Raw genomic sequence first — 23,453 nt, 5'->3', positions numbered from 1 at the left:
GCGGCGGCGGACCGGTCGCGCCCCGTCCCATCCACAGGGACCGGTCCTGATCCAGATCAAGGACGGGAGCGGGAGATCCTGCATGGCGGGCCCCGGAAACCCCGCGCCGGGGCCGGATCCGGGCTCCGCGGCCGCGGGCGCGCCCTCCCGGCCGCGTCCGCTCGCCGCACGGCCTAGGCCGTCCCGGGTTGAGGAAGGGTGAATTGCGCGCTGGGCCGCGCGGCGCAGCGGGCCGTGCCCGGTGCCCGCACGCCTTGCCCAATCCTGAATTCGCGCGGAGCCGCCGCGCGCGGCGCGGCGCGACGCATGTCGGCCGACACGCCTCCTGAGGAGTTTAGTCCCTTTTTCGGCCTTGCCGATGACCAAGGGTCACTGAGAGATTGGGGCGCCATACCGAGCCCCGACCCGGCACCGTGAGCATTGCCAACCAGGATTTCAGGGAGCAGACCGATGCTATGGAGGCAGCGGCCCAGCATGGCCGAAGCGACGCTCGCCGCGTTCGACAGGTCGCTCGCGCTCATCGAGTTCGATCTCGACGGAACGATCCTGCACGCCAACCGGAACTTCCTCACGGTCGTCGGCTACGACCTGGAGGAGGTGAAGGGGCGGCATCACCGCATCTTCGTGGCCGAGAAGGCGGCCGCGGCCCCGGACTACGCGCAGTTCTGGGCGCGGCTGCGCCAGGGCGAGTTCTTCGCCGGCGAGTTCCAGCGCGTCGGCAAGGGCGGCAGGCCCGTGTGGCTGGAGGCGACCTACAATCCGATCATCGGGCCGGACGGGAAGCCCTTCAAGGTGGTGAAGCTCGCGGCCGACATCACCCGCAAGAAGAACGAGGTCAGCCGCCTGCTGACGATGATCGAGGGCATGCCGATCGCCGTGATGACGGCCGACCCGCAGCACGACCTGCGCATCGACTACATGAACGCGACCTCGCGGCGGATGCTCGCGGATCTCGAGCGGCACCTGACGGTCAAGGCGGGCGACCTGCTCGGGGCCCCGCTCGACGCCTTCTACCGGGTGCCGGGCGCGCCGAGGGACGCGCTGGCCCGGCCGGACGGGCTGCCGCGGCGCGCGCGGCTCACGCTCGGGCCGGAGACCCTGGACGTTCAGATCTCGGCCATCGCCGGGCAGGACGGCGCCTATCTCGGACCGATGCTGACATGGTCCGTGGTGACCGCGCAGGTCGCCGTCGCGGAGGACGCCGCCCAGGTCGTCGAGGCCGTGACCGGGGCGGTCGGCGAGATGCAGGATTCGGCCGAGGGCCTGACGCGCGCGGCCGACGAGGCGCGCCAGCGCGCCTCCACGGTGGCGGCCGGATCGGAGGAGATGACCGCCTCGATCCACGAGATCTCGGGCCAGGTCGGGCGCGTCTCCGAGCGCGCCCGGCAGATCGCCGCGCAGGCCGAGGCGACCGACGCCACGGTGCGGATGCTGTCCACGACCGCCCGCGAGGTGGATTCGGTGGTGGGCATGATCAGCGGCATCGCGGGCCAGACCAACCTTCTCGCCCTCAACGCCACGATCGAGGCGGCCCGGGCCGGCACCGCGGGCCGCGGCTTCGCCGTGGTCGCGAGCGAGGTCAAGGCGCTCGCCGCCGAGACCAGCAAGGCGACCGGCGAGATCACGCAGCGCATCAGCGACATCCAGGGCGCGACCGGCGAGGCCGTGGCGGCCATGGAGACGATCAACCTCGCGGTGGCCGAACTCTCGAAGCTGACGCTCGCCATGGCGAGCGCCGTCGAGCAGCAGGCGGCCTCGACCCAGGAGGTGTCGAGCAACATCGCGGCCGTCTCCTCGGCGGCGGCGGCGACGGGCGAACTCGCCGAGAAGGTCCGCCGCATCGCCGCGAGCCTCACCGGGCACTCGGAGGGGCTCAACGCCAGCATGGAGAAGTTCCTGGCGGCGAGCTGAGCGCCCGCCGGGATCGCGACGGCGGCGCGAACCGCCCGCTCCCCCGCACGTTGGCCCGGACCCGCATCTCGGAGACAGGCCATGGCCGACCAACCCGACGCCCCGCGCGAGCGCGACGATCTCCCGTCCATCGACGGGCCGCGCCTGACGCCCCAGGGCCGCACCGCGGAGGGGGGCGAGGACGCGACCGACCCGCGCGGCGGCGCCAAGCAGGGCCAGGGCGACAAGGCCGAGGGGTGAGCGCGTGCGCCTCGCCCTGCTCGCCCTCGCCGGCCTGATCGCGGCGCCGGCCCTCGCCGGGGACGCCGCCCCGCCCGGCCGCGACGACCGTCAGGCCCTGCCGGCCGGCCAGAGCCCGGTGAGCCAGACCGACCGCTCCCACGAGGGACCGGGTCCGGAGCGGGCGCCCGGCCGGCCGACCGTGGACCGGACGGGCCGGCCGGAGCCGACCGCGCCCAAGGTCCCGCGCTGAGGCTCCCGGGGCGCCGCGCGGCCCGGCGGCGATGGCGGCCCCGGCTGCCGAGGCGGCCCCGGCTGCCGAGGCGGCCCCGGCTGCCGAGGCGGCCCTTGCCCGCAAAATCGGCGACTGCCCCTCCCCGGCAATTGTGCCGGCTCTCGGCCTGTGCCTTTCTGCCCGACGGATCGTCCCCGTTCGCGTCGCATCACGGAAGGCATGGCCATCACCCACACGGGCGAGACCCGTCCCAAGCGCCGCCGCCGCCCGCCCGAGGAGGCGCGCCGCGTCGTCCTCGAGGCCGCGCGGGGGCTGCTCCTCGACAAGGGTCCGCAGGCCCTCACCCTGCAGGGGGTGGCCGCCGCCGTGGGCATGACTCACGGCAACATCACGCACCATTTCGGCACCAGCGCGGCCCTGCACGCCGCCCTGGTGGCCGACATGGCCGAGGCGATGGCGCGCGAGGCCGAGGCCAGCGTCCAGGCGATGCGGGCGGGCGCGATCGGCCCCGACGTGGTGGTGGCGGAGATCTTCGAGGCGCTGAACCGCGGCGGCTACGGGCGCCTCGTGGCCTGGCTCGCCGCCTCGGGCGACATCGCGACCCTCGAACCGTTCTTCTCCGCCGTCGAGCGCGCGGTGCGGCTCCTGCGGGCGGTCGAGCCCGCGGGGACCGACCCGCACGCCCGCGGCACCGGGCCGATCACCTTCATGCTGCTCGCGGGCGCCCTCGGCGCGACCCTGCTGGGCCCCGAACTCGTGCGGGCGACCGGGCTGACCGAGGCGGCGGTGCAGCGCCTCTTCGTCAGCCAGATGCAGGCGATCCGGGCGACCTGAGGCGGCCCGGGATGCCGACGCGTCGGGCCGTCGACCCGCTCGAAGGGTCGACGCAAGCCCATGGCGTATCAGCCCTTGCGGGCCAGGGTCTCGGCGATCTTCCCGGCGACGTTCACGAACTCGGACGGCATCATGATGATCGTCGTCGTGTTCTGCTCGGCGCCGACCTCGGTGATCATCTGCATCCGCCGCAATTCGAGGCCGGCCGGGTTCTGCATGATCGTCTCGGAGGCGGCGCGCAGCTGCTCGGCGGCCTCGAGTTCGGCCTGGGCCTTGATCAGGCGGGCCCGCTTCTCGCGCAGGGCCTCGGCCTCCTGCGCCATCGCCCGCTGCATCGATTCGGGGATCTCGACGTTCTTCATCTCGACCCGCTCGACCTTGACGCCCCAGGGCTCGGTCACGGCGTCGATCTTCTGCTGCATCACCCGCGAGATGCCCTCCTGCTCCTTGAGCACGTCGTCCAGGGTGTGCTGGCCGAGCACGATGCGCAGCGTGGTCAGCGCGACCTGGATCACCGCCGTGCCGACGTCCCGCACCTCGAGCCGCGCCCGTCCGGGATCGACCACCCGGTACCAGATCACGGCGTTCACCTTGATCGGCACGTTGTCCTTGGTGATCGTCTCCTGCTGCTCGACCGGGGCCGTGACGACGCGCAGGTCGACGGTGCTCTGCCACTCGACGAGGGGGATCAGCCAGTAGAGGCCCGGGCCCCTGGTGCCGTGGAAGCGCCCGAGCCGGAACACGACCGCGCGCTCGTACTGGTTGGCGATGCGCAGGCTCGCCAGGAGGGCGGCGAGGGCGAGGAGGGCGAGGATCAGGAGGACGATGGGCATCGACGGGCTCCGTGCCGGTTCCCCTCCCTATACGGCGCGCGGCGCCCGCGCGCCCTCGGAACCGGGCCGTCAGAACCGGGCCGTCACGAACAGGCGGACGCCGCGGCCCGGCAGCACGACCTCGTCCTTCTTGAACGAGGCGGAGTTGCGGATGACCGCGTCGAGGAGGTTGGTGCCGACGAGCCCGACCCGGATCTCGGAGAGCCCGTCCACCGCCGGATCGAGGGCCTTGGCGTAGCTCAGCTCCGCGCGCAGGTCGTCGTAGCCGGGGGTCCGCGTCTCGTAGGGCGCGGTCTCGGTGTGGGCGAAGGCGTGGAGCAGGTTCACCCGCGCGAACCAGCCCTCCGTCCGCAGGAACAGCCCCCCCCGACCCGGTGGGGCGGGATGCGCGGCACGTTGGTGCCGTCGTCGAAGGTCGCCCGCACGTAGTCGTACTGCGCGTCGAGCCCGAAAAACCCGTTGCCGACCGGCAGGAGATCGAGCTGGCCGGCGATCTCGGCGCCGTGGAAGGCCGCGTTCTGCTGCGTGTAGACGATCTGGTCGAGTTCGGTCCCGGTCCCGCAGCTGGCGAAATCGTCGTCGCAGCGGGCGCCGGTCAGGCGCTTGTAGACGAAGCCGGTGTAGCGCGTCGCGTAGCCGGTGGCCTCGAAGCGCAGCGGGCCGACGCCGCGGCGCAGACTCGCCTCGACGGTGCGGGCGCGCTCCAGCCGCAGGCTCGGGTCGCCGATCTCGAACGTCCCGGTCGCGTCGTGCGGCCCCCGCGAGTAGAGCTCGAAGGCGGAGGGCGCCCGCTCGACGTAGGAGCCGGTCAGGCTCGCCACGAGGCCGTAGGGCAGGTCCTGGAGGAGGCCGAAGCTCGCGCTCTTGGGCGCGAAGCGGCGGCGGCGGCCGTAGGAGAGCGGATCCTCGCCCGCGACCGGGAGGTAGTCGCCGGGAAAGAGCGTGGCGGTGCCGGTCGCGCGCGCGCCCTCGATCCGCCCGGCCGCCTGGAGGCGCGTGCCCTGGCCGAGCGCCAGCTCCTCGAACAGGTAGAGGGCGTTGCTGCGCGAATCGGTGGGGGCGAGCAGCGTGCCGGCCTCGCCCGACGTGCCGAGCACCCGCCGCTCGGCCTGGACGCCGAGCGCGCCCGTCAGGGTGCCGAAGGGCAGGATCGCCGGGACGTGCTGGATCTCCAGGCGCGCCTCCGCCTCGCGGTTCCTGAAGGTCGACTGGATGCCGTCGATCCCGTCCTCCCCGATCCCGATCTCGTGGTGCCGGTAGATCGAGCCGCCGAGCCAGAAGCGGATCGCCTCGATCGGCCCGTCGACGGGCCGCACCTCGCCCTGGCTCTGGAGCTTGTCCTGGGTCGGGTCGAGGCGGGTGCGGCCGCGCGCGGCGTCGCCGCCCGGGATCCGGTAGAGCGCGTCGAAGTGGCTGAAGGCGAGGCCGACGAAGCCGCGGTCGAGGAGGTAGGACATGCCCACCGCACCGCCCTGGGACTCGGCGGCGGAGTTGCGCTGGAGGCCGAGCGGCGTGCGGTAGCTGTCCTGCGCGCTGCGGAAGCCGTCCGCGTGGACGACCACGGTCTCGCCGCCCGCCTCGACGCGCGCGGCCCCGTTGCGGCCGAGATCCACCGAGGAGAACCCGCCGAGCACCTCGCCGGCGATGCCGTTCGGCGGCGCGAGGCGGGGGATGCGGCCCGTCTCGGCGCTCACCACGCCGCCGATCGCCTGGCTGCCGTAGCGCAGGGTGGCGGGGCCGCGGATCACCTCGATGCGCTCGGCCACGAGCGGGTTGACCGGCACCGCGTGGTCCTCGCCGAGATCCGAGACGTCCTGCACGCCGAGCCCGTTCTCCTGGATGCGCACCCGCGCCGTGTCGAGGCCGCGGATGATCGGCCGGCTCGCGGCGCCCGGGGCATAGGTGGTGGCGGAGAGGCCCGGGCGGTCGAGGAGCGCGTCCCCGAGTGTGAGCGGCTGGCGGCTCGCGAGCGCGCCGCGGGTGATCACGGTCACGGGCGAGAAGGTGTCGGTGACGACCGGGAGCACGCCCGGCCCCCCTCCCCCGCTGGGCCGCGCCGCGGCGGGGCCCACGATCGGGCTCGGCGAAGTGACGGTGATCTCGTCGAGGCGGATCTCCTCGGCCCGCGCCGCTCCCGCCGCGAGGATCCCGAGGATCGCGAGCCCTGCCCGTCCGTGTGCCACCGCCAGCCTCCATGAAACGTTATCCTGTTTCATTGGCCGAGCGGGCTGACCCTGCGCAAGGTCCTGGGCGGCCGCGCTCACACGGCGCGCCGAAGCGTAACGATATTACAACACACCCCGCCCGGGCGGGGGGGCGACACCCCGCCCGGGCGGGGGCGGCTCCGGCCCGCGGTCCCGCCCTGCCTCAGGCGCAGGCGCGCGCGAGGGCCAGGAAGGCGTCGACCTCGGCCTCGGTCGTCGAGAAGGCGGTGATGAGGCGGGCGAAGCGCTCGTCCTCGCGCACGGCCTCGCCCGGCGGCAAGCTGGTCGAGTGCCAGCCGTAGAACACCGCGCCGCCCTCCTTCAGCCCCCGCTCCAGATGCGCCGGCAGGATCGGGAACACCTCGTTCGCCGCCACCGGCCAGGCGAGGCGCACGCCCGGGATGGCCGCGAGGCCCCGCCCGAGCCGGGCCGCCATCCGGTTGGCATTCGCCGCGTTGGCGAGCCAATGGTCCCCCTCCAGGTAGGCGTGGAGCTGCGCGGCGAGCAGGCGCCCCTTCGACAGGAGGTGGCCCGCCCGCTTGCGCCGGTACTCGATCGTCTCGGCGAGGTCGGGACGGAAGACCACGATCGCCTCGGCGGCGAGCGCCCCGTTCTTGCTCGCCCCGAAGGACAGGATGTCGACGCCCGCCCGCCACGTCACCTCCGCGGGCGAGCAGCCGAGCGCCGCGACCGCGTTGGCGAAGCGCGCGCCGTCCATGTGCACGGCCAGCCCGTGCCGGTGGGCGAGGCCGGACAGGCGCGCCACCTCGTCGGGGCCGTAGACGAGCCCGCTCTCCGTCGCCTGCGACAGGGTCAGGGCGCGGGCCGGCATCTGCTTGACGTGGCGCGGCATCGCCGCGAGCGTGGCCTCGAGGGCGGCCGGGTCGATCTTCGAGCCCGTCCCGGGCAGGCCGGCGAGCTTGGCCCCGTGGGTGAAGAATTCCGGCGCGCCGCACTCGTCGCCCATCACGTGCGCCTCCTCGTGGCAGAGGCAGAGGCCGTAGGGCGGCACCATCGCGGCGAGGGCGATCGCGTTCGCGGCCGTGCCGGTCGCGACCGGAAAGATCACCAGGTCCGGGTGGTCGAACAGGGCGCGGAACCGGTCGCGCAGCCCGGCGGTGAGCGGGTCGGCGCCGTAGGCCGGCATGGGCCCTGCATTCGCGCGCACCAGCGCGTCGAGGATCGGGGCGCTCGCGCCGGTCACGTTGTCGCTCGCGAAGTTCATCAGGTCCGCTCCCGCCGAATCAGCCGGCGCCACAATGCCGCGCCGGCCCCGCCTCCGCGACCGAGGCACCATCATGACGGGCATGCGCGGTCCCGGCGTCACCGGGCCGCCCGGCGGAAAAACTGCGCCGCCCGGGCGCGAATTGAACGTCCGTTGCGGCGCGCGGCCGCAGAACGCAAGAAAATGACGCGGCGGCGTGGGCACGGCCCTTGCTGGCGCGGGGGAAATCTGGCAACTTCCGGAAATAGGACAGTACCGCTGTCCCATTTCGTGCGGGCCGCGCGGCCCGGGTTCCTGAAGGGCGCTGGCTGGTGGCTCGCTGGTCCATGGCTTGCACGGTGACCAAACGAGATCCGAAAGACACCGCCCCGCGGGCGGTGCGGACGCGCGCCGGCTGACGAGGCCGCGAGGCGTCCGCGAGGTGCGGGCGCTCCCCTGACGCGAGACGCGACCGAACCTCCAAGAGAACGATGCGGCGGCCCATGCTAGGCCCCGCCGAGCGTGAACCCGCCCGCCGGCGCCTGCGCCCGGGAGGGGCCTCCGGAATGGTGCGCCGGCCTCACCGCCGGCGGCGTGGCAGACAGGCGCGCCGCGAAGGCGGGCGCGGACGGGAGACGAGATGATGAGCGGCCTGGACCCCTCCCAGCACCCCACCCGCGGGCCGGCGGCACCGGCCCTCGTCGTGCGCGATCCGGCCCTGCCGGCGGAGCAGGGGCTCTACGATCCCAAGCGCGAGAAGGATGCCTGCGGCGTCGGCTTCATCGCCGACATGCACAATCGCCGCAGCCACAGCATCGTGCAGCGCGGCCTGCAGATCCTGGAGAACCTCGACCACCGGGGCGCGGTCGGCGCCGACCCGAAGATGGGCGACGGCTGCGGCATCCTGGTGCAACTCCCGCACGACTTCTTTGCGGCGGAAGGCCAGCGCCTCGGCCTCGCCCTGCCGGAGGCCGGGCATTACGGCGTCGGGCAGCTCTTCATGCCGCGCGACGAGGAGGGATTCCGCACCGTCGTCGGCATCGTCGAGAAGGCGATCGCCGACGAGGGGCTGACGCTCCTCGGCTGGCGCGACGTGCCGGTCGATCCGAGCGACCTCGGCGAGAGCGTCAAGCTCAGCGAACCGCGCCACCGGCAGGTCTTCATCGGCCGGCCGGCCTCCAGCCCCGACCAGGACGCCTTCGAGCGCCGGCTCTATCTCTGCCGCAAGGTCATCTCGAACGCGGTCTACACGCTCAAGGACCCGAAGCTCAAGGAATTCTACCCGGTCTCGCTGTCCTCGCGCACCATCGTGTACAAGGGCATGGTGCTGGTGCACCAGCTCGGCCAGTACTACCTCGACCTGAAGGACGAGCGCTTCAGCTCGGCCCTGGCCCTGGTGCATCAGCGCTTCGCCACCAACACCTTCCCGACCTGGCGCCTGTCGCACCCCTACCGGATGGTGGCGCATAACGGCGAGATCAACACGCTGCGCGGCAACGTCAACTGGATGGCGGCGCGCCAGGCGAGCGTGGATTCCGAGCTGTTCGGGAACGACATCTCGAAGCTGTGGCCGATCTCGTACGAGGGCCAGTCCGACACCGCCTGCTTCGACAACGCGCTCGAATTCCTGGTGCAGGGCGGCTACTCGCTGGCCCACGCCATGATGATGCTCATCCCGGAGGCCTGGGCCGGCAACCCGCTGATGAGCGAGGAGCGGCGCGCCTTCTACGAGTACCACGCGGCGCTGATGGAGCCGTGGGACGGGCCGGCCGCGGTCTGCTTCACGGACGGCCGCCAGATCGGCGCCACCCTGGACCGCAACGGCCTCAGGCCCGCCCGCTACGTGGTGACCGAGGACGGGCTCGTCGTGCTCGCCTCCGAGATGGGCGTGCTGCCGATTCCCGACGAGGAGATCGTCGAATCCTGGCGCCTGCAGCCCGGCCGCATGCTGCTCATCGACCTCGACAAGGGCCGGATCGTCTCCGACGAGGAGATCAAGCGCGAACTCGCCGCCGCCAATCCCTATCCGGACTGGCTGAAGCGCACCCAGATCGTGCTGGAGGACCTGCGCCCGGTCCAGCCGCGCGAGTCGCGCACCGACGTCTCCCTGCTCGATCGGCAGCAGGCCTTCGGCTACACGCAGGAGGACCTGAGGCTGCTCATGCAACCCATGGCCGTGACCGGCCAGGAGGCGGTGGGCTCGATGGGCACGGACACGCCGCTCTCGGCGCTCTCCGACAGGCCCAAGCTCCTCTACACCTACTTCAAGCAGAACTTCGCGCAGGTGACGAACCCGCCGATCGACCCGATCCGCGAGGAGGCCGTGATGAGCCTCGTCTCGTTCATCGGGCCGCGGCCGAACATCCTCGACCTGGAGGGCACCTCCCGCAAGAAGCGGCTGGAGGTGCGCCAGCCGATCCTGACCAATGCGGACCTGGAGAAGATCCGCTGCATCGGCCATTTCGAGGACCGGTTCGACACCAAGACCCTCGACATCACCTACCCGGCCGAGCTCGGCGCGGCGGGGATGGACGGGGCCGTCGACCGGCTCTGCGACCGGGCCGAGGCGGCGGTGCGCGGCGGCTACAACATCATCGTGCTCTCCGATCGGGCGACCGGGCCGGACCGGGTCCCGATCCCCGCGCTGCTGGCCACCGCGGCGGTGCACAATTACCTGATCCGCAAGGGCCTGCGCACCTCGGTCGGGCTCGTGGTCGAGTCCGGCGAGCCGCGCGAGGTGCACCACTTCGCGTGCCTTGCCGGCTACGGCGCCGAGGCGATCAACCCCTACCTCGCCTTCGAGACCCTGCTCGCCATGAAGGACGAGCTGCCGCCCGAGCTCTCCGAGGACGAGATCGTCTACCGCTACATCAAGTCGATCGATAAGGGGCTGCTCAAGGTGATGTCCAAGATGGGCATCTCCACCTACCAGTCCTATTGCGGCGCGCAGATCTTCGACGCGGTCGGCCTGAATTCCTCGTTCGTGGAGCGGGACTTCTTCGGCACCGCGACGACGATCGAGGGCATCGGCATGGCCGAGGTGGCCGAGGAGACGGTGCGTCGTCACCAGGACGCGTTCGGGGACGCGCCGGTCTACCGCAACGCCCTCGACGTCGGCGGGGAATACGCCTACCGGCTGCGCGGCGAGGCCCATACCTGGACGCCCGACACGGTGGCGACGCTCCAGCACGCCGTGCGCCTGCGCCTGCCCGAGCGCTACCGGGAATTCGCCCGGCTGGTGAACGAGCAGGAGAACCACCTCAAGACCCTGCGCGGCCTGTTCCGGATCAAGAGAGCGACCGAGATCGGGCGCAGGCCCGTCGCCATCGAGGCGGTCGAGCCGGCCGCCGAGATCGTCAAGCGCTTCGCCACCGGGGCGATGTCCTACGGCTCCATCTCCAAGGAGGCGCACGAGACCCTCGCCATCGCCCTCAACTCCTTCGGCGGGCGCTCGAATTCGGGCGAGGGCGGCGAGGAGCGCGAGCGCTACCGGCCGCTGCCGGACGGCCGCTCGCGGCGCTCGGCGATCAAGCAGGTGGCCTCCGGCCGCTTCGGCGTGACGACCGAGTACCTCGTCAATTCCGACATGATGCAGATCAAGGTGGCGCAGGGCGCCAAGCCCGGCGAGGGCGGCCAGCTGCCCGGCCATAAGGTCGACGCCAAGATCGCCAAGGTCCGCCACTCGACCCCGGGCGTCGGCCTGATCTCGCCGCCGCCGCACCACGACATCTACTCGATCGAGGACCTCGCCCAGCTCATCTTCGACCTCAAGAACGTCAACCCGGACGCCGAGGTCTCGGTGAAGCTGGTCTCCGAGGTCGGGGTCGGCACGGTGGCGGCCGGCGTCGCCAAGGCGCGCGCCGACCACATCACCATCTCGGGCTTCGACGGCGGCACCGGCGCGGCCCCGCTCACCTCGATCAAGCACGCGGGCGGCCCCTGGGAGATCGGGCTCGCCGAGACCCAGCAGACCCTGGTGCTGAACCATCTGCGCGGCCGCGTCGCCCTGCAGGCGGATGGCGGCATCCGCACCGGGCGCGACGTGCTGATCGCGGCGCTGCTCGGGGCCGACCAGTTCGGCTTCTCGACCGCGCCGCTCATCGCGGCGGGCTGCATCATGATGCGCAAGTGCCACCTCAACACCTGCCCGGTCGGCGTCGCGACCCAGGACCCGGTGCTGCGCAAGCGCTTCAAGGGCACGCCCGAGCACGTCATCAACTACTTCTTCTTCGTGGCCGAGGAGGTGCGCGAGCTGATGGCGGCGCTGGGCGTGACCAAGCTCGACGAGCTGATCGGGCGCTCCGACTACCTCGACAAGCTCGCGGCGATCTCGCACTGGAAGGCGAAGGGCCTCGACTTCGCCCGGCTGTTCCACAAGCCGGAGGTGCCGGACCACGTGGCGATCCGCCACGTCGAAGCGCAGAAGCACCCGATCGACCACGTGCTCGACCGCCGGCTGATCGCGGCGCTCGGGACCGCCATCGAGACGGGCGAGCCGAGCGTGGTCGAGGACGTCATCCGCAACTCCGACCGCGCGGCGGGCGCCATGCTCTCCGGCCTCGTCGCCAAGGCGCACGGCCACGAGGGGCTGCCCGACGACACGATCACCGTGAGGCTCACCGGCACCGCCGGCCAGAGCTTCGGCGCGTGGCTCGCGGCCGGCGTGACGCTGATCCTGACCGGCCACGGAAACGACTACGTCGGCAAGGGCCTGTCGGGCGGCAAGCTGATCCTGCGGCCCTCCGACGGCCTCAAGGCGCCGGCCGAGCGCACCATCATGGTGGGCAACACCGTGCTGTACGGGGCGATCGCGGGCGAGGCCTACATCCGGGGCGCGGCCGGCGAGCGCTTCGCGGTGCGCAACTCGGGCGCCATTGCGGTGGTCGAGGGCATGGGCGACCACGGCTGCGAGTACATGACCGGCGGCGTGGTCGTGTCGATCGGCGAGACCGGGCGCAACTTCGCGGCCGGGATGTCGGGCGGCATCGCCTACGTCCTCGACGAGGACGGGACGTTCGCCAAGCGCTGCAACCTGTCGATGGTCGACCTCGAACCGGTCGAGGAGGAGGACGAGTTCATGCGCCGCTTCCACCAGGACGGCGACCTGGAGACCAAGGGGCGCATCGACATCCTGGCCAACATGTCGGGCCACGACGAGGAGCGCCTCGTCGGGCTGATCAACAACCACCTGAAGTACACGGGCTCGGTGCGGGCCAAGGCGATCATCGACAACTGGGACACTTACCGGACCAAGTTCGTGAAGGTGATGCCGGTCGAGTACCGGCGCGCCCTGCGCGAGATGGAGCGGGCCCGGATGCCGATCGCCGCCGAGTAGGCCGGCCTCGCCGGCCGCGCGGCGCCTCCCTCTCCCGGGCGGGGCCGCGCGGCCGGCACCCACCCCGTTGCCGGCCCCGGCCGGTTCCCGAGGAAGAATCCGGTGCAGCTCTCGGTGCAGCTCTTCGGCGACCCGATCCGCGGCCAGATCCCGGCCGCGCGACGCGCGGGCGGGCCCCGTCCCGGCCCGGGCGCGGCCTCGCGCGGGTGGCTCGGGCGTCGCGTCCGGGCCCCCGGCCCGCCAAGTGCATTCTCACCGGCCGCCGCGCTCGCCTGAGCCGCGCGGCCCTCTCCCCTTCTTTCCTCCGAGTTTACCGATGGGCAAGGTCACAGGCTTCCTCGAATACGACCGCCAGGAGCAGAAGTACCAGCTCGCCGGCGACCGCGTGCGCCACTTCCTCGAATTCACCCTGCCGCTCGACGAGCACGACCTGAAGAAGCAGGCGGCCCGCTGCATGGATTGCGGCATCCCGTTCTGCCACGGTCCGACGGGCTGCCCGGTCCACAACCAGATCCCGGACTGGAACGACCTCGTCTACAACGCCGACTGGGAGGAGGCGTCGCGCAACCTCCACTCGACGAACAACTTCCCGGAATTTACCGGGCGCATCTGCCCGGCGCCGTGCGAGGAGGCCTGCACCCTCAACCTTGAGGACCAGCCGGTCACCATCAAGACGATCGAGCAGGCGATCGCCGACAAGGCCTGGAGCATGGGCTGGGTCGTGCCCGAGCCGCCGCAGCTGCGGACGGGCAAGCGGGTGGCGATCATCGGCTCGGGCCCGGCCGGCCTCGCGGCGGCCCAGCAGCTCGCCCGGGTCGGTCACGAGGTCCACGTCTTCGAGCGCGAGGCGAAGGCCGGCGGCCTGCTGCGTTACGGCATCCCCGACTTCAAGATGGAGAAGCGCCACATCGACCGCCGGGTGCGGCAGATGGAGGCCGAGGGCGTGCAGTTCCACTACGGCGTGAATGTCGGCGTGACGCGCTCCTTCGCGAGCCTGCACAACGAGTTCGACGCGGTGCTGTTCGCCGGCGGGGCCGAGGAACCGCGCAACCCGCAGCTCCCGGGTCAGGACCTGGAAGGCGTGCACTACGCGATGCCCTACCTCGTGCAGTCGAACCGCCGGGTCGGATCCGAGGACGAGGCGCTGGCCGCCGAGGCGCCGATCCTGGCGGCGGGCAAGAACGTGGTGGTGATCGGCGGCGGCGACACCGCCTCCGACTGCGTCGGCACCGCCTTCCGCCAGGGCGCCCTGTCGGTGACCCAGCTCGACATCCGTCCCCGCCCGCCCGAGAAGGAGGACAAGCTCGCCGTGTGGCCCTACTGGGCGACGAAGCTGCGGGTCTCGTCGAGCCAGGCCGAGGGCGCCGAGCGCGAGTTCCAGGCCGCGACCCTGCGCATCGAGGGCAAGAAGGGAAGGGTCAAGGGCGTGGTCTGCGCCCGGGTCGACGAGAAGCGCCAGCCCATCACCGGCACCGAGTTCCTGCTCCCGGCCGACCTCGTCTTCCTGGCGATCGGCTTCGCCGGTCCGGTGGCGCGGGGCCTGCTGGAGGAATCCGGCGTCGCGCGCGACCGCCGCGGCAACGTGCAGGCGGACGAGACCAGCTACCGGACCTCGAACGAGAAGGTCTGGGCGGCGGGCGACATGCGCCGCGGCCAGTCGCTGGTGGTCTGGGCGATCCGCGAGGGCCGGCAGGCCGCGCGGGCGATCGACGAGGCCCTGATGGGGGCGACGACGCTGCCGCTGTGAGGCGCCGGCGCGGGCTCGCGATCCGGGATCCGCTTCGATCAACCGGATCCCGGATCAGACGTCCGACAGGGAATCGCGGGCGCTCGAGCTGAACTGGCGCCGCCACATCACGATGAGCACGCCCGCGGTCGTCATGAGCAGCACGGAGGGGCCGACGAACCAGCCGAGATAGGCCAGCGCGAAGAAGAACGCGTACATGCCCCGGTTGAAGTGCTTGCCCGCGACCACGTTCATGCGCGCCACCCGTCGGACGGCCCGGCGGATCGCGTCCGGGTCGCCGCCCCGCGGCGGCACCGCGCCGATCAGTATGGCCCCGTAGTTGAACAGCCGGTAGGCCCAGGCGAACTTGAAGAACGCGTAGGCGAAGATCAGCGCCAGCCCCGTCACCTTGATCTCCCAGGTGGCGCGGGTGGTCTGCATGCCGAAGGGCAGGGTCGAGAACAGGGTCAGCACCTCGTCCGTCGAGCGCGTCAGGGTGAGGACGCTGCCGAGCGCGATCAGCGAGGTCGAGGCGAAGAAGGCGGTGCCGTTCTGCAGCGAGGCGTTGATGGTGGTGTCGACCACCCGGATCTCGCGCGTGGCGATCTGCTCGGCCCAGGCGTGGCGGTAGCGGTTCATCATCCGGTTGAGGCTGGTGCGGGTGCCGCCGACGCGCTCCAGGGCGAGGCCGTAACCGACCCAGGCGCAGAGGAAGGCCGCGAGCGCCGCGAAGTCGAGAACCGAGAGGTCGCCCATGCCGTGCCCGCCCGTGTCCTGCCCGCCGGTGTCCTGCCCGCCCGTGCCGTGCCCGTTCATGCCGTGCCGATGCCGGGATCGCGCGGGGCCGTCCACGCCTCGGGAGAGGAGCGCATCGCTGCGGCCGTAGGCGAGTTGCCGCGAATGGGCAACTTGGGATTGCCTCGCGAGGGGGAAGCGCGGGTCTCCGACCGGGCTTGTCCGGGGACGCGAGCACGATCCGCGCATTCGCGGGGCGTGCCGGGCGGGGTGCGGGACGCCCGGGAGGGCCGGACCTTGATGAGGCCGGCGAGCGCCCAAGATCTCCCCCGGGGACCAGCGCGACGCCTGTCAGCATGGCGGCGGGGCCTGGGGCGGAGGGGGCCGTGCGGAGGGGGATGCCTGGGCGGGACGGGGACGCCCCCGCCTTCTTGACCGGCGGCGGCGTGATGGGCGCCGCGATGCGCGCCCGGCCCTGGTCGGGATCGGTGCTCGGCGAGCCCTCGACCTGGCCGCAATGCCTGAGGTCGGCGGTCGGCCTGATGCTCGGCTCGCGCTTCCCGATGTTCGTCGCCTTCGGGCCGGACCTCGGCTTCCTCTACAACGACGCCTACGCGGAGATCCTCGGCGACAAGCACCCGGCCGCGCTCGGTCGCCGCTTCCGCGACATCTGGACGGAGATCTGGGCCGAGATCGAACCCCTGATCGCGGCGGCGCTCGCCGGCGAGGCGACCTGGTCCGAGAACCTGCCGCTGGTCATGAACCGGCGCGGCCACGACGAGCAGACTTGGTTCACCTTCTCGTACTCGCCCCTGCGCGACGACGAGGGCGCGGTCGTGGGCATGTTCTGCGCCTGCACGGAGACGACCGGCCAGGTGCTGGCGGAGGAGCGGCTGCGCGCCAGCGAGGAGTTCAACCGCCGCATCCTCGCGAGCTCGGCCGATTGCATCAAGGTGCTCAGCCTCGACGGCCGCCTCGAATTCATGAGCGAGGGCGGCATGTGCGCGATGGCGGTCGAGGATTTCGGCCTGATCCGCGGCGCCCACTGGCCCGATTTCTGGCAGGGCGAGGGGCGCGACCAGGCCCGTGCGGCGATCCGGGAGGCCCGGCGCGGCGGCACGGGCCGCTTCCAGGGCCTCGCCACCACCGCCAGGGGCACGCCGCGGTGGTGGGACGTGATCGTCACCTCGATCGACGGGCCCGACGACCGGCCGGAGAAGCTCCTCGCGGTGTCCCGGGACGTGACAGCGACGAGGGAGGCGGAGGAGCGCGTGCGCGAGAGCGAGGCGCGCTTCCGGCAAATGGCGGACGCCGTGCCCCAGATCGTCTGGATCACCGATGCCGAGGGCCGCACCGAGTTCTTCAACAGGCAGTGGACGGCCTATACGGGCGCGCCCTACGCGCCGACGACGGCCGCCGCGGTGGCCGCCGCCCACGTCCACCCGGACGACGCGCAGGCCACGATGGCGGCCTTCGGCGAGGCCAGGCGATCGGGCGGCACCTTCCTGGTCGAGCACCGCATCCGCTCGGCCGCCGGGACCTACCGCTGGTTCCTGGTCCGCGCCGAGCCCTCCCGCGATCCGGTCACCGGCGAGGTGGTGCGCTGGTTCGGGGCCTCGGTCGACATCCACGACCGCAAGCTCGCCGAGGAGGCGCTGCTGGCGCTCAACGCCGACCTCGAGCGGGAGGTGGTCGCGCGCACCCGCGAGCGCGGCCTGATCTGGCAGCTCAGCCTCGACCTGCTCTCGGTCATCGACATTGACACGGCGGCCTTCGCCGCGGCCAACCCGGCCTGGACGGCGGCGCTCGGCTGGCCGACGAGCGAGATCGAGGGACGGCCCTACGCCGAACTCGTGCACCCGGACGATGTCGGCGCGAGCCTCGCGGCCTTCGACGCCATCCGGCAGGGCAGCCCCGTCCTGCACTTCGAGAACCGCTACCGCACCCGGGACGGCGGCTGGCGCTGGCTGTCCTGGGTGGCCGTGCCGGAGGGCGGCAAGCTCTACTCGGTCACCCGCGACGTCACCGAGGAGAAGGAGCGCCGGGCCGAGCTGGAGGCCGCACAGGAGGCGCTGCGCCAGTCGCAGAAGATGGAGGCGATGGGCCAGCTCACCGGCGGCGTCGCGCACGACTTCAACAACCTCCTCACCCCGATCGTCGGCTCCCTCGACATGCTCCAGCGCAGGGGCCTGGGCGGCGAACGGGAGCAGCGCCTCATCGCGGGCGCCATGCAGTCGGCCGAGCGGGCGAAGACGCTGGTGCAGCGGCTCCTCGCCTTCGCGCGGCGGCAGCCGCTGCAGCCGATCCCCGTCGACGTCGCCAAGCTGGTGACCGGGATGGGCGACCTCGTGGCGAGCACGATGGGCCCGCAGATCAGGGTCGCCGTCGACGCGCCCGACGCCCTGCCGCCCGCGAAGGCCGACCCGAACCAGATCGAGATGGCGCTCCTGAACCTCTGCGTGAACGCGCGGGACGCCATGCCGGAGGGCGGCACGCTGCGGATCTCGGCCCGCGCGGAGACGGTCGGGCCCGGTCACCGCACCACGCTCCGGCCGGGCCCCTACATCCGCCTGTCGGTCGCCGACAGCGGGACCGGCATGGACGAGGCGACGCTCGCGCGGGCGGTCGAGCCCTTCTTCTCCACCAAGGGCGTTGGCAAGGGCACGGGGCTCGGCCTCTCGATGGTGCACGGCCTCGCCTCCCAGCTCAGCGGCGCGCTCACCATCCAGAGCCGGCCGGGGCTCGGCACCAATGTCGAGCTCTGGCTGCCGCGGAGCGACGCGGCCCCGGACCTGGCCGAGCCCGCGCCGCAGCCTTCCGCGGCGGCGTCCCCGCGCGGGACCGCGCTCCTGGTCGACGACGAGGACCTCGTGCGCATGAGCACGGCGGACATGCTGGGCGACCTCGGCTACGCGGTGATCGAGGCCGCATCGGGCGAGGAGGCGATGCGCCTCGTCCGCGGCGGCGAGCGCTTCGACCTGCTCGTGACCGACCACCTGATGCCGGGCATCACCGGGACCGAACTCGCCCGGGCGCTCCGGCACGCGAGGCCTGGCCTGCCCGTGCTCCTGGTCTCGGGCTACGCGGAGAGCGACGGCGTCGCGGCCGACCTGCCGCGGCTCACCAAGCCGTTCCGCAAGAACGAACTCGCCGCGCGCCTCGCCCAGCTGGCGACGCCCTGATCCGGGATCGGCTTGATCGAAGCGGATCCCGGATCACGCGCCTGCGCGGCGCCTGAGCGCGGCGCCTGAGCGAAGCCGACATCCGCATAGCGAAGCACTCAACCGGATGTCGTATGACGCGGGCCGCACCGGGCCCCGCGGGAGCGCGCCGGCGCCCGCGGGAGCGCGCGGGCGATTCCGCCGGGGCGGTCCTCAGCTGCGCGGCCAGCGGAAATCGTCGGCCCGCCCCGGCTGCGGGCTCGGCGGGGCGCCCCGGGTGAGCGCGCGTTCCACCGTGTAGCCGGCCTCGCCCTCGATCCGCGGGCGCCCGCTGACGAGCTGCCCGCCCGGCGAGACCTCGTTGCGGGTGAGCGGGACCACCGGCCCGGCCGGCGGCTTGACCGGCAGGGCCGGGATGCCCGGCGGCTCGGGCAGGCTCGGCAGCATCGCGGTCAGCAGCCGGTCGATCGCCGCGTCGTCGTCGAGGCGCGCCGCCGCCGGGTCGGCGGGCGCCGGAGCCGGTGCGGGGGCGGCCGCGACCGCGTCCGGCACGCTCGGGGCGCCGCCCCGCTGCTCCATCAGCCGCTTGATCTCGACGTCGGCGAAATGGGCCGCCTTGCGGGCGCCGGCCTGGGTGAAGTGCACGCCGTCCGCGGTGCGCAGCTTCGCGGTCTGGCCCTCCAGGTCCGGCCCGCTCGCGGCGTAGCGGTTCTGGTCGTCCACGAAGGCCGGCCAGATGTCCACGTAGACCCCGCCCGCCCGCTGCACCCGGTCGCGGTCGATCTCGTTGATGGAGATCAGGTCGGCCGACAGGCCCTCGTTCTTCATCGGCGGCTCGCCGACCCAGATCACCGGCACCTTGGCGTCGCTGAAGACCTTGAGCAGCGCGTCGACCCGGTCGCGGTAGACCGCCCTCCAGCGATCGCTCAGCGGATCGACCGTGGCGTCGCCGTCGCGCAGGGACTGGCGGTCGTTGGCGCCCACCATGACGACCGCGTAGGTCAGCTTCGGGTTGGCCTTGAGGTAATCCTCGGCGGCCTTCGGCCAATCGACCACGTCCTTGCGCACGAGACCACTGTCGCCCCTGGCCTTGCGGATCACCAGGATGTCGGGATTCGCCTCGTAGGCCGCCTCCAGCCCCTTGCCGAGCAGGTCGGCGAGGGAATCGCCGAAGACCGCGATCTGCACCGACGGGTTGGTCTTGGGCTTCGGGGCGGGCGCCGCCGCCACGACCGGCGCGGGCCGGGGTTTCGGCCGCTGGACCGAGCGCCCCTCGCGGCTGCGACGGGCCTCGCGCGGGGCCTCGCGCACGTCGCGGGGCGCCTCGCGCAAGCGCGGCCGCGGGGTGCGGTAACCGCCGTAATAGCCGCCCTGCGCGGGCGGCGGCGGCGGGGCGGCCTGCGGGGCCGGGTCGTCCTCCCAGGGCCAGCGGTAGCGCTGCGGCTGCGGCTGCGGCGCCGGCGCGGGCGGGCGCCGCGCATAGCCCTGCCGTCCCCCGTAGCCGTCGTCGTAGCCGCGGGAGCGGGCGCCGTAAGGATCCTGGCGCGGGTAGCCCTCGTCGCCGCCCCACCATTGCGCGCGGGCCGGACCGGCGCCCGCGAGCAGCCCGCCGCAGACGAGGCCGCGCAGTCCGAGTTCCGCGATCCTCCGCCACCTCATGCGCCGACCATCTCCGCCTCGCTCGACCGGTGAGCGCGCACGATAACGCATGAGGGCCGGACTGGCACCCGCCGGACCGGGCCCGCACGGGCGCCCGGGTCAGGGCGCGCGCCGCAGGTGGTCGAGCAGGGCGGGCGTGGCGTAGCCGTCCGCCGGGAGCCCGGCGGCGGTCTGGTAGCGGCGCACGGCCTCGCGCAGCTTCGGCCCGGCCCGCCCGTCGAGGGGACCCGCGTAGAGGTCGCGCGCGGCGAGCCCCCGCTGGAGCGCCGCGAGGCCGGCCGCGTCGAGGCGCGGCGCCCGGATCGGCCAGGGCGCCGCGAGCGGCCCCCCGCCGGCGATGCGGTCGGCGAGGTGGCCGACCGCCAGCGCGTAGGCGTCCGAGGTGTTGTAGGCGCGGAACGCCTCGAAATTGACGGTGATCAGGAAGGCCGGCCCGCCGAGGCCGCCGGGCAGGAACAGGCTCGCCTCGCCGGCGGCCGGCAGCGCCGCCCCGTCCGCGCGCGCCACGCCGCGGGCGGCGAACTCCGCCAGGGAACCGCGGTGGCGCGACAGGTCGAAGCCCGCGGGCAGCCGCACCTCCAGCCCCCAGGGCAGCCCCGGCTGCCAGCCCGCCTGGCGCAGGAAGTTCGCGATCGAGGCGAGCGCGTCCGGCGCCGAATTCCAGATGTCCCGCCGCCCGTCGCCGTCGAAATCGACCGCGGCCCGCAGGTACACGGAGGGCAGGAACTGCGTCTGCCCCATCGCCCCCGCCCAGGAGCCCTTCAGCCCCTCGGGGCCGACGTCGTGGTGCTGCAGGATGTCGAGGGCGGCCAGCAGCTCGTCGCGGAAGAGGTCGCCGCGATGCCCCGCCTGCGCCAGGGTGGCGAGCGCGCGCACCGTCGGGACGCTGCCCGTCCCCGTCCCGAAATCCGATTCCATGCCCCAGACGGCGAGGAGGACCGGCCCCGGCACCCCGTAGCGCGCCTCCAGGCCGGCGAGGAGCTCGGCCCGCCGCGCCGCCTCGGCCCGGCCGCGCGCCACGCGCGCGGTCGAGACGGATCCGGCGAGGTACTCCCAGACCGGGCGGCTGAACTCGCCCTGGCGCCGCAGGCGCGCGAGCACCGCCGGATCCGGCGCCGTCACCTCCCGGAAGGCGGCGTCGAAGGTCTCGCGCGCGACGCCCCGGGCGGTCGCGAGGGGCCGAAGTCCCTCGATGAAGCCGCGGAACCCGTCCTCGGCCCGGGCGGCAGCGAGGCCGAGGAGGAGGGCGAGGGCCGCCGGGAGCGCGCGCCGCATCGGGTCAGGACTGGTTGCGCCGCGCCAGCGCCTCTTCCCAGGCCAGGGCCTGCGACACGATCTCGCGCAGGTCGTCGTGCTTGGGCTGCCAGCCGAGGCGCGCGCGGATGCGGTCGGCCGCCGCGATGATCTGCGAGGGGTCGCCCGGCCGGCGCGGCGACAGCCGCACCTCGAAATCCTTGCCCGACACCTCCTTGACCACCTGGATCACCTCCAGGACGGAGTAGCCCCGCCCGTAGCCGCAATTCAGGGTCAGGCTCTCGCCGCCGCCGCGCAGGTGGTTCAGCGCCACGAGATGCGCGTCCGCGAGGTCCGACACCTGGATGTAGTCCCGCAGGCAGGAGCCGTCCGGCGTCGGGTAGTCGGTGCCGAACACCTCGAGGTGGCTGCGGCGCCCGAGCGCGGCCTGGGTGGCGACCTTGATCAGGTGGGTGGCGTTCGGCGTCGACTGGCCCGAGCGGCCGCGCGGATCGGCCCCCGCCACGTTGAAGTAGCGCAGGGCCACGTAGGTGAGCCCGTGCGCCCTGGCCACGTCCGCCAGCATCCACTCGGTCATCAGCTTCGAGCGGCCGTAGGGGTTGATCGGGTTGGTGACCAGGTCCTCGGGCACCGGCACGATGGGGGGCTCGCCGTACACGGCGGCCGTGGAGGAGAAGATGATGTGGCGCACGCCCTCGCGCAGAGCGGTCTCGATCAGCGCCCGCGATTTCACCGTGTTGTTGAGGTAGTAGCCGAGCGGATCGGCGACCGAGTCGGGCACCACGATCTTGGCGGCGAAATGCGCGATCGCGTCGACCCGGTGGCGACGGATCGTCTCGGCAACCAGGGCTTGGTCGCCCATGTCGCCCCGCACGAGGGTCACCTCCGGCGGCAGCGCCCAGGCGAAGCCGGTCGAGAGGTCATCGAGCACCACGACCTCGTCCTGGCCCGCATCGAGCAGCGCCAGAACCATGTGGCTGCCGATGTAGCCGGCGCCGCCCGTCACCAGAACCGCCATCTCGCTCTCTCCCCGCTTCACATCGTGGTCGATCACTAACGCCGGACGCTCGCACGTCAATGAACTGTCCCGTAGCGGCGCGGCGCGCTATGCCTTAAGCGGCGCGGGGCCTCGCCCGACCCACCTCGTCTCACCGGATCACGCATGATGAAGCCCATTCGCAAAGCAGTCCTGCCCGTCGCGGGTCTGGGCACCCGCTTCCTCCCGGCGACCAAGGCGGTGCCCAAGGAGATGCTGACGGTCGTGGACCGGCCGGTGGTGCAGCACGTGGTCGACGAGGCGAGGGAGGCGGGAATCGAGCACTTCATCTTCGTGACCGGCCGCGGCAAGGGCGTGATCGAGGACCATTTCGACATCGCCTTCGAGCTCGACCGCACCCTGCAGGAGCGCGGCAAGCAGGCAGCCTACGAGGAGTTGAAGCGCGACCTGCCGCAGGCCGGGCAGACCAGCTTCACCCGCCAGCAGGCGCCGCTCGGCCTCGGTCACGCGGTCTGGTGCGCCCGCGAGATCGTCGGCGACGAGCCCTTCGCGGTGATCCTGCCCGACATGCTGAGCCGCGACTCGATGCGGCAGATGCTCGCCGCCTACGAGCGCCACGGCGGCAACGTCATCGCGGTCGAGGAGGTGCCCCACGACCAGACCCACCAGTACGGCATCGTCAGCGTGGGCGAGGATTTCGGCGACACGTTCGAGATCACCGGCATGGTGGAGAAGCCGCCGAGGGGCACCGCGCCTTCCAACCTCATCATCTCGGGCCGCTACATCCTGCAGCCGGAGATCTTCGACATCCTCGGCCGGGGCGAGAAGGGCGCGGGCGGCGAGATCCAGCTCACCGACGGCATGAAGCGGCTGGCCGAGACCCAGGCCTTCTACGGGATGCGCTACCGCGGCAAGACCTACGACACCGGCTCGAAGCTCGGCTTCCTGGTCGCCAACCTCGCCTACGCCCTCGCGCGCGACGACCTGCGCGACGACCTCAAGCGCGAAATAGCCGAGCTGCTGCGCACAGCGTGAGGCGGCCATGCGCGCGAAGCGGGGGCGCGCATTAAATTCCGCTTGCGGTTTTTGCAGCGCGCCTTAAATGTTGCATTGCGAGATCGCGATGGCGTCGCGGTCTCGCAGCCC

The 23,453-nt window shown here is 72.7% G+C and carries 14 protein-coding genes and 1 pseudogene; 8 read left to right on the top strand and 7 right to left on the bottom strand.

The annotated features are described in order from the left end of the window. Positions 1-450 precede the first annotated feature (450 nt). From QA634_RS09190 to QA634_RS09175, 4 genes are all read left to right on the top strand, one after another. On the top strand, positions 451-1,911 hold the full coding sequence (locus QA634_RS09190; protein WP_012331714.1) for a methyl-accepting chemotaxis protein: 1,461 nt from the start codon (positions 451-453) through the stop codon (positions 1,909-1,911). Positions 1,912-1,992: 81 nt separating this feature from the next. After that, positions 1,993-2,151, top strand: coding sequence for a hypothetical protein (locus tag QA634_RS09185; RefSeq protein ID WP_012331713.1), 159 nt, complete (start codon positions 1,993-1,995; stop codon positions 2,149-2,151). 4 nt (positions 2,152-2,155) lie between these two features. Beyond that, positions 2,156-2,383, top strand: a complete 228-nt coding sequence (locus QA634_RS09180; protein ID WP_012331712.1) for a hypothetical protein — start codon at positions 2,156-2,158, stop codon at positions 2,381-2,383. Positions 2,384-2,584: 201 nt separating this feature from the next. After that, positions 2,585-3,199 (top strand): TetR/AcrR family transcriptional regulator, encoded by a 615-nt coding sequence (locus QA634_RS09175; RefSeq protein ID WP_012331711.1) that lies wholly within the window; start codon positions 2,585-2,587, stop codon positions 3,197-3,199. Positions 3,200-3,267: 68 nt separating this feature from the next. On the opposite strand, the gene QA634_RS09170 is transcribed toward QA634_RS09175, so the two are convergent. The 3 genes and pseudogenes from QA634_RS09170 to QA634_RS09160 all read right to left on the bottom strand — a co-directional run bounded on the left by QA634_RS09170 (position 3,268) and on the right by QA634_RS09160 (position 7,461). Then, positions 3,268-4,032 (bottom strand): slipin family protein, encoded by a 765-nt coding sequence (locus QA634_RS09170; RefSeq protein WP_012331710.1) that lies wholly within the window; start codon positions 4,030-4,032, stop codon positions 3,268-3,270. A gap of 69 nt (positions 4,033-4,101) precedes the next feature. Then, positions 4,102-6,248, bottom strand: a pseudogene (locus QA634_RS09165) (TonB-dependent receptor). A gap of 151 nt (positions 6,249-6,399) precedes the next feature. Beyond that, entirely contained in the window at positions 6,400-7,461 is a 1,062-nt protein-coding gene (locus tag QA634_RS09160; protein ID WP_012331709.1) for a threonine aldolase family protein, read from the bottom strand. Positions 7,462-8,080: 619 nt separating this feature from the next. On the opposite strand from QA634_RS09160, the gene gltB reads away from it, so the two are divergent. Both gltB and QA634_RS09150 read left to right on the top strand, forming a co-directional pair. After that, positions 8,081-12,775: a glutamate synthase large subunit gene (gene gltB, locus QA634_RS09155; protein WP_012331708.1), complete on the top strand. Its 4,695-nt coding sequence runs from the start codon at positions 8,081-8,083 to the stop codon at positions 12,773-12,775. Positions 12,776-13,091: 316 nt separating this feature from the next. After that, a complete protein-coding gene (locus QA634_RS09150; protein ID WP_012331707.1) occupies positions 13,092-14,522 on the top strand; it encodes a glutamate synthase subunit beta in 1,431 nt (476 codons plus the stop codon). 54 nt (positions 14,523-14,576) lie between these two features. On the opposite strand, the gene QA634_RS09145 is transcribed toward QA634_RS09150, so the two are convergent. Then, positions 14,577-15,257 (bottom strand): DUF599 domain-containing protein, encoded by a 681-nt coding sequence (locus QA634_RS09145; RefSeq protein WP_026190815.1) that lies wholly within the window; start codon positions 15,255-15,257, stop codon positions 14,577-14,579. Between the two features lie 377 nt (positions 15,258-15,634). Between QA634_RS09145 and QA634_RS09140 the strand changes: the two genes are divergently transcribed. Beyond that, positions 15,635-18,418, top strand: coding sequence for a PAS domain-containing hybrid sensor histidine kinase/response regulator (locus QA634_RS09140; RefSeq protein ID WP_012331705.1), 2,784 nt, complete (start codon positions 15,635-15,637; stop codon positions 18,416-18,418). 192 nt (positions 18,419-18,610) lie between these two features. Here the strand turns inward: QA634_RS09140 and QA634_RS09135 are convergent, their stop codons facing one another. The 3 genes from QA634_RS09135 to galE all read right to left on the bottom strand — a co-directional run bounded on the left by QA634_RS09135 (position 18,611) and on the right by galE (position 22,328). Next, complete coding sequence (locus QA634_RS09135; protein ID WP_012331704.1) at positions 18,611-20,056, bottom strand: SGNH/GDSL hydrolase family protein; 1,446 nt, start codon at positions 20,054-20,056, stop codon at positions 18,611-18,613. Between the two features lie 99 nt (positions 20,057-20,155). Continuing rightward, entirely contained in the window at positions 20,156-21,331 is a 1,176-nt protein-coding gene (locus QA634_RS09130) for a lytic murein transglycosylase (protein ID WP_012331703.1), read from the bottom strand. 4 nt (positions 21,332-21,335) lie between these two features. Continuing rightward, positions 21,336-22,328 (bottom strand): UDP-glucose 4-epimerase GalE, encoded by a 993-nt coding sequence (galE, locus tag QA634_RS09125; protein WP_012331702.1) that lies wholly within the window; start codon positions 22,326-22,328, stop codon positions 21,336-21,338. 147 nt (positions 22,329-22,475) lie between these two features. Between galE and galU the strand changes: the two genes are divergently transcribed. Beyond that, the gene (gene galU / locus QA634_RS09120; protein WP_026190816.1) at positions 22,476-23,342 is read left to right on the top strand and encodes a UTP--glucose-1-phosphate uridylyltransferase GalU; all 867 of its coding nucleotides are present in this window, start codon (positions 22,476-22,478) and stop codon (positions 23,340-23,342) included. The last annotated feature ends 111 nt before the right edge of the window (positions 23,343-23,453 follow it).

Source organism: Methylobacterium sp. CB376 (genome assembly GCF_029714205.1).
Taxonomy (GTDB): Bacteria; Pseudomonadota; Alphaproteobacteria; order Rhizobiales; family Beijerinckiaceae; genus Methylobacterium.
The sequence above is the reverse complement of the archived record's forward strand: the minus strand, read 5'-3'. Positions and strand labels throughout refer to the sequence as shown.

Bases quoted from the DNA above. Each gene is read 5' to 3' on its own strand.
- QA634_RS09160 (WP_012331709.1), bottom strand. From the start codon at position 7,461: ATGAACTTCGCGAGCGACAACGTGACCGGCGCGAGCGCCCCGATCCTC.
- galU (WP_026190816.1), top strand. From the start codon at position 22,476: ATGAAGCCCATTCGCAAAGCAGTCCTGCCCGTCGCGGGTCTGGGCACC.
- QA634_RS09175 (WP_012331711.1), top strand. From the start codon at position 2,585: ATGGCCATCACCCACACGGGCGAGACCCGTCCCAAGCGCCGCCGCCGC.
- QA634_RS09145 (WP_026190815.1), bottom strand. From the start codon at position 15,257: ATGGGCGACCTCTCGGTTCTCGACTTCGCGGCGCTCGCGGCCTTCCTC.
- QA634_RS09185 (WP_012331713.1), top strand. From the start codon at position 1,993: ATGGCCGACCAACCCGACGCCCCGCGCGAGCGCGACGATCTCCCGTCC.
- QA634_RS09150 (WP_012331707.1), top strand. From the start codon at position 13,092: ATGGGCAAGGTCACAGGCTTCCTCGAATACGACCGCCAGGAGCAGAAG.
- galE (WP_012331702.1), bottom strand. From the start codon at position 22,328: ATGGCGGTTCTGGTGACGGGCGGCGCCGGCTACATCGGCAGCCACATG.
- QA634_RS09135 (WP_012331704.1), bottom strand. From the start codon at position 20,056: ATGAGGTGGCGGAGGATCGCGGAACTCGGACTGCGCGGCCTCGTCTGC.
- QA634_RS09130 (WP_012331703.1), bottom strand. From the start codon at position 21,331: ATGCGGCGCGCGCTCCCGGCGGCCCTCGCCCTCCTCCTCGGCCTCGCT.
- QA634_RS09190 (WP_012331714.1), top strand. From the start codon at position 451: ATGCTATGGAGGCAGCGGCCCAGCATGGCCGAAGCGACGCTCGCCGCG.
- QA634_RS09140 (WP_012331705.1), top strand. From the start codon at position 15,635: ATGCCTGGGCGGGACGGGGACGCCCCCGCCTTCTTGACCGGCGGCGGC.
- QA634_RS09170 (WP_012331710.1), bottom strand. From the start codon at position 4,032: ATGCCCATCGTCCTCCTGATCCTCGCCCTCCTCGCCCTCGCCGCCCTC.
- gltB (WP_012331708.1), top strand. From the start codon at position 8,081: ATGATGAGCGGCCTGGACCCCTCCCAGCACCCCACCCGCGGGCCGGCG.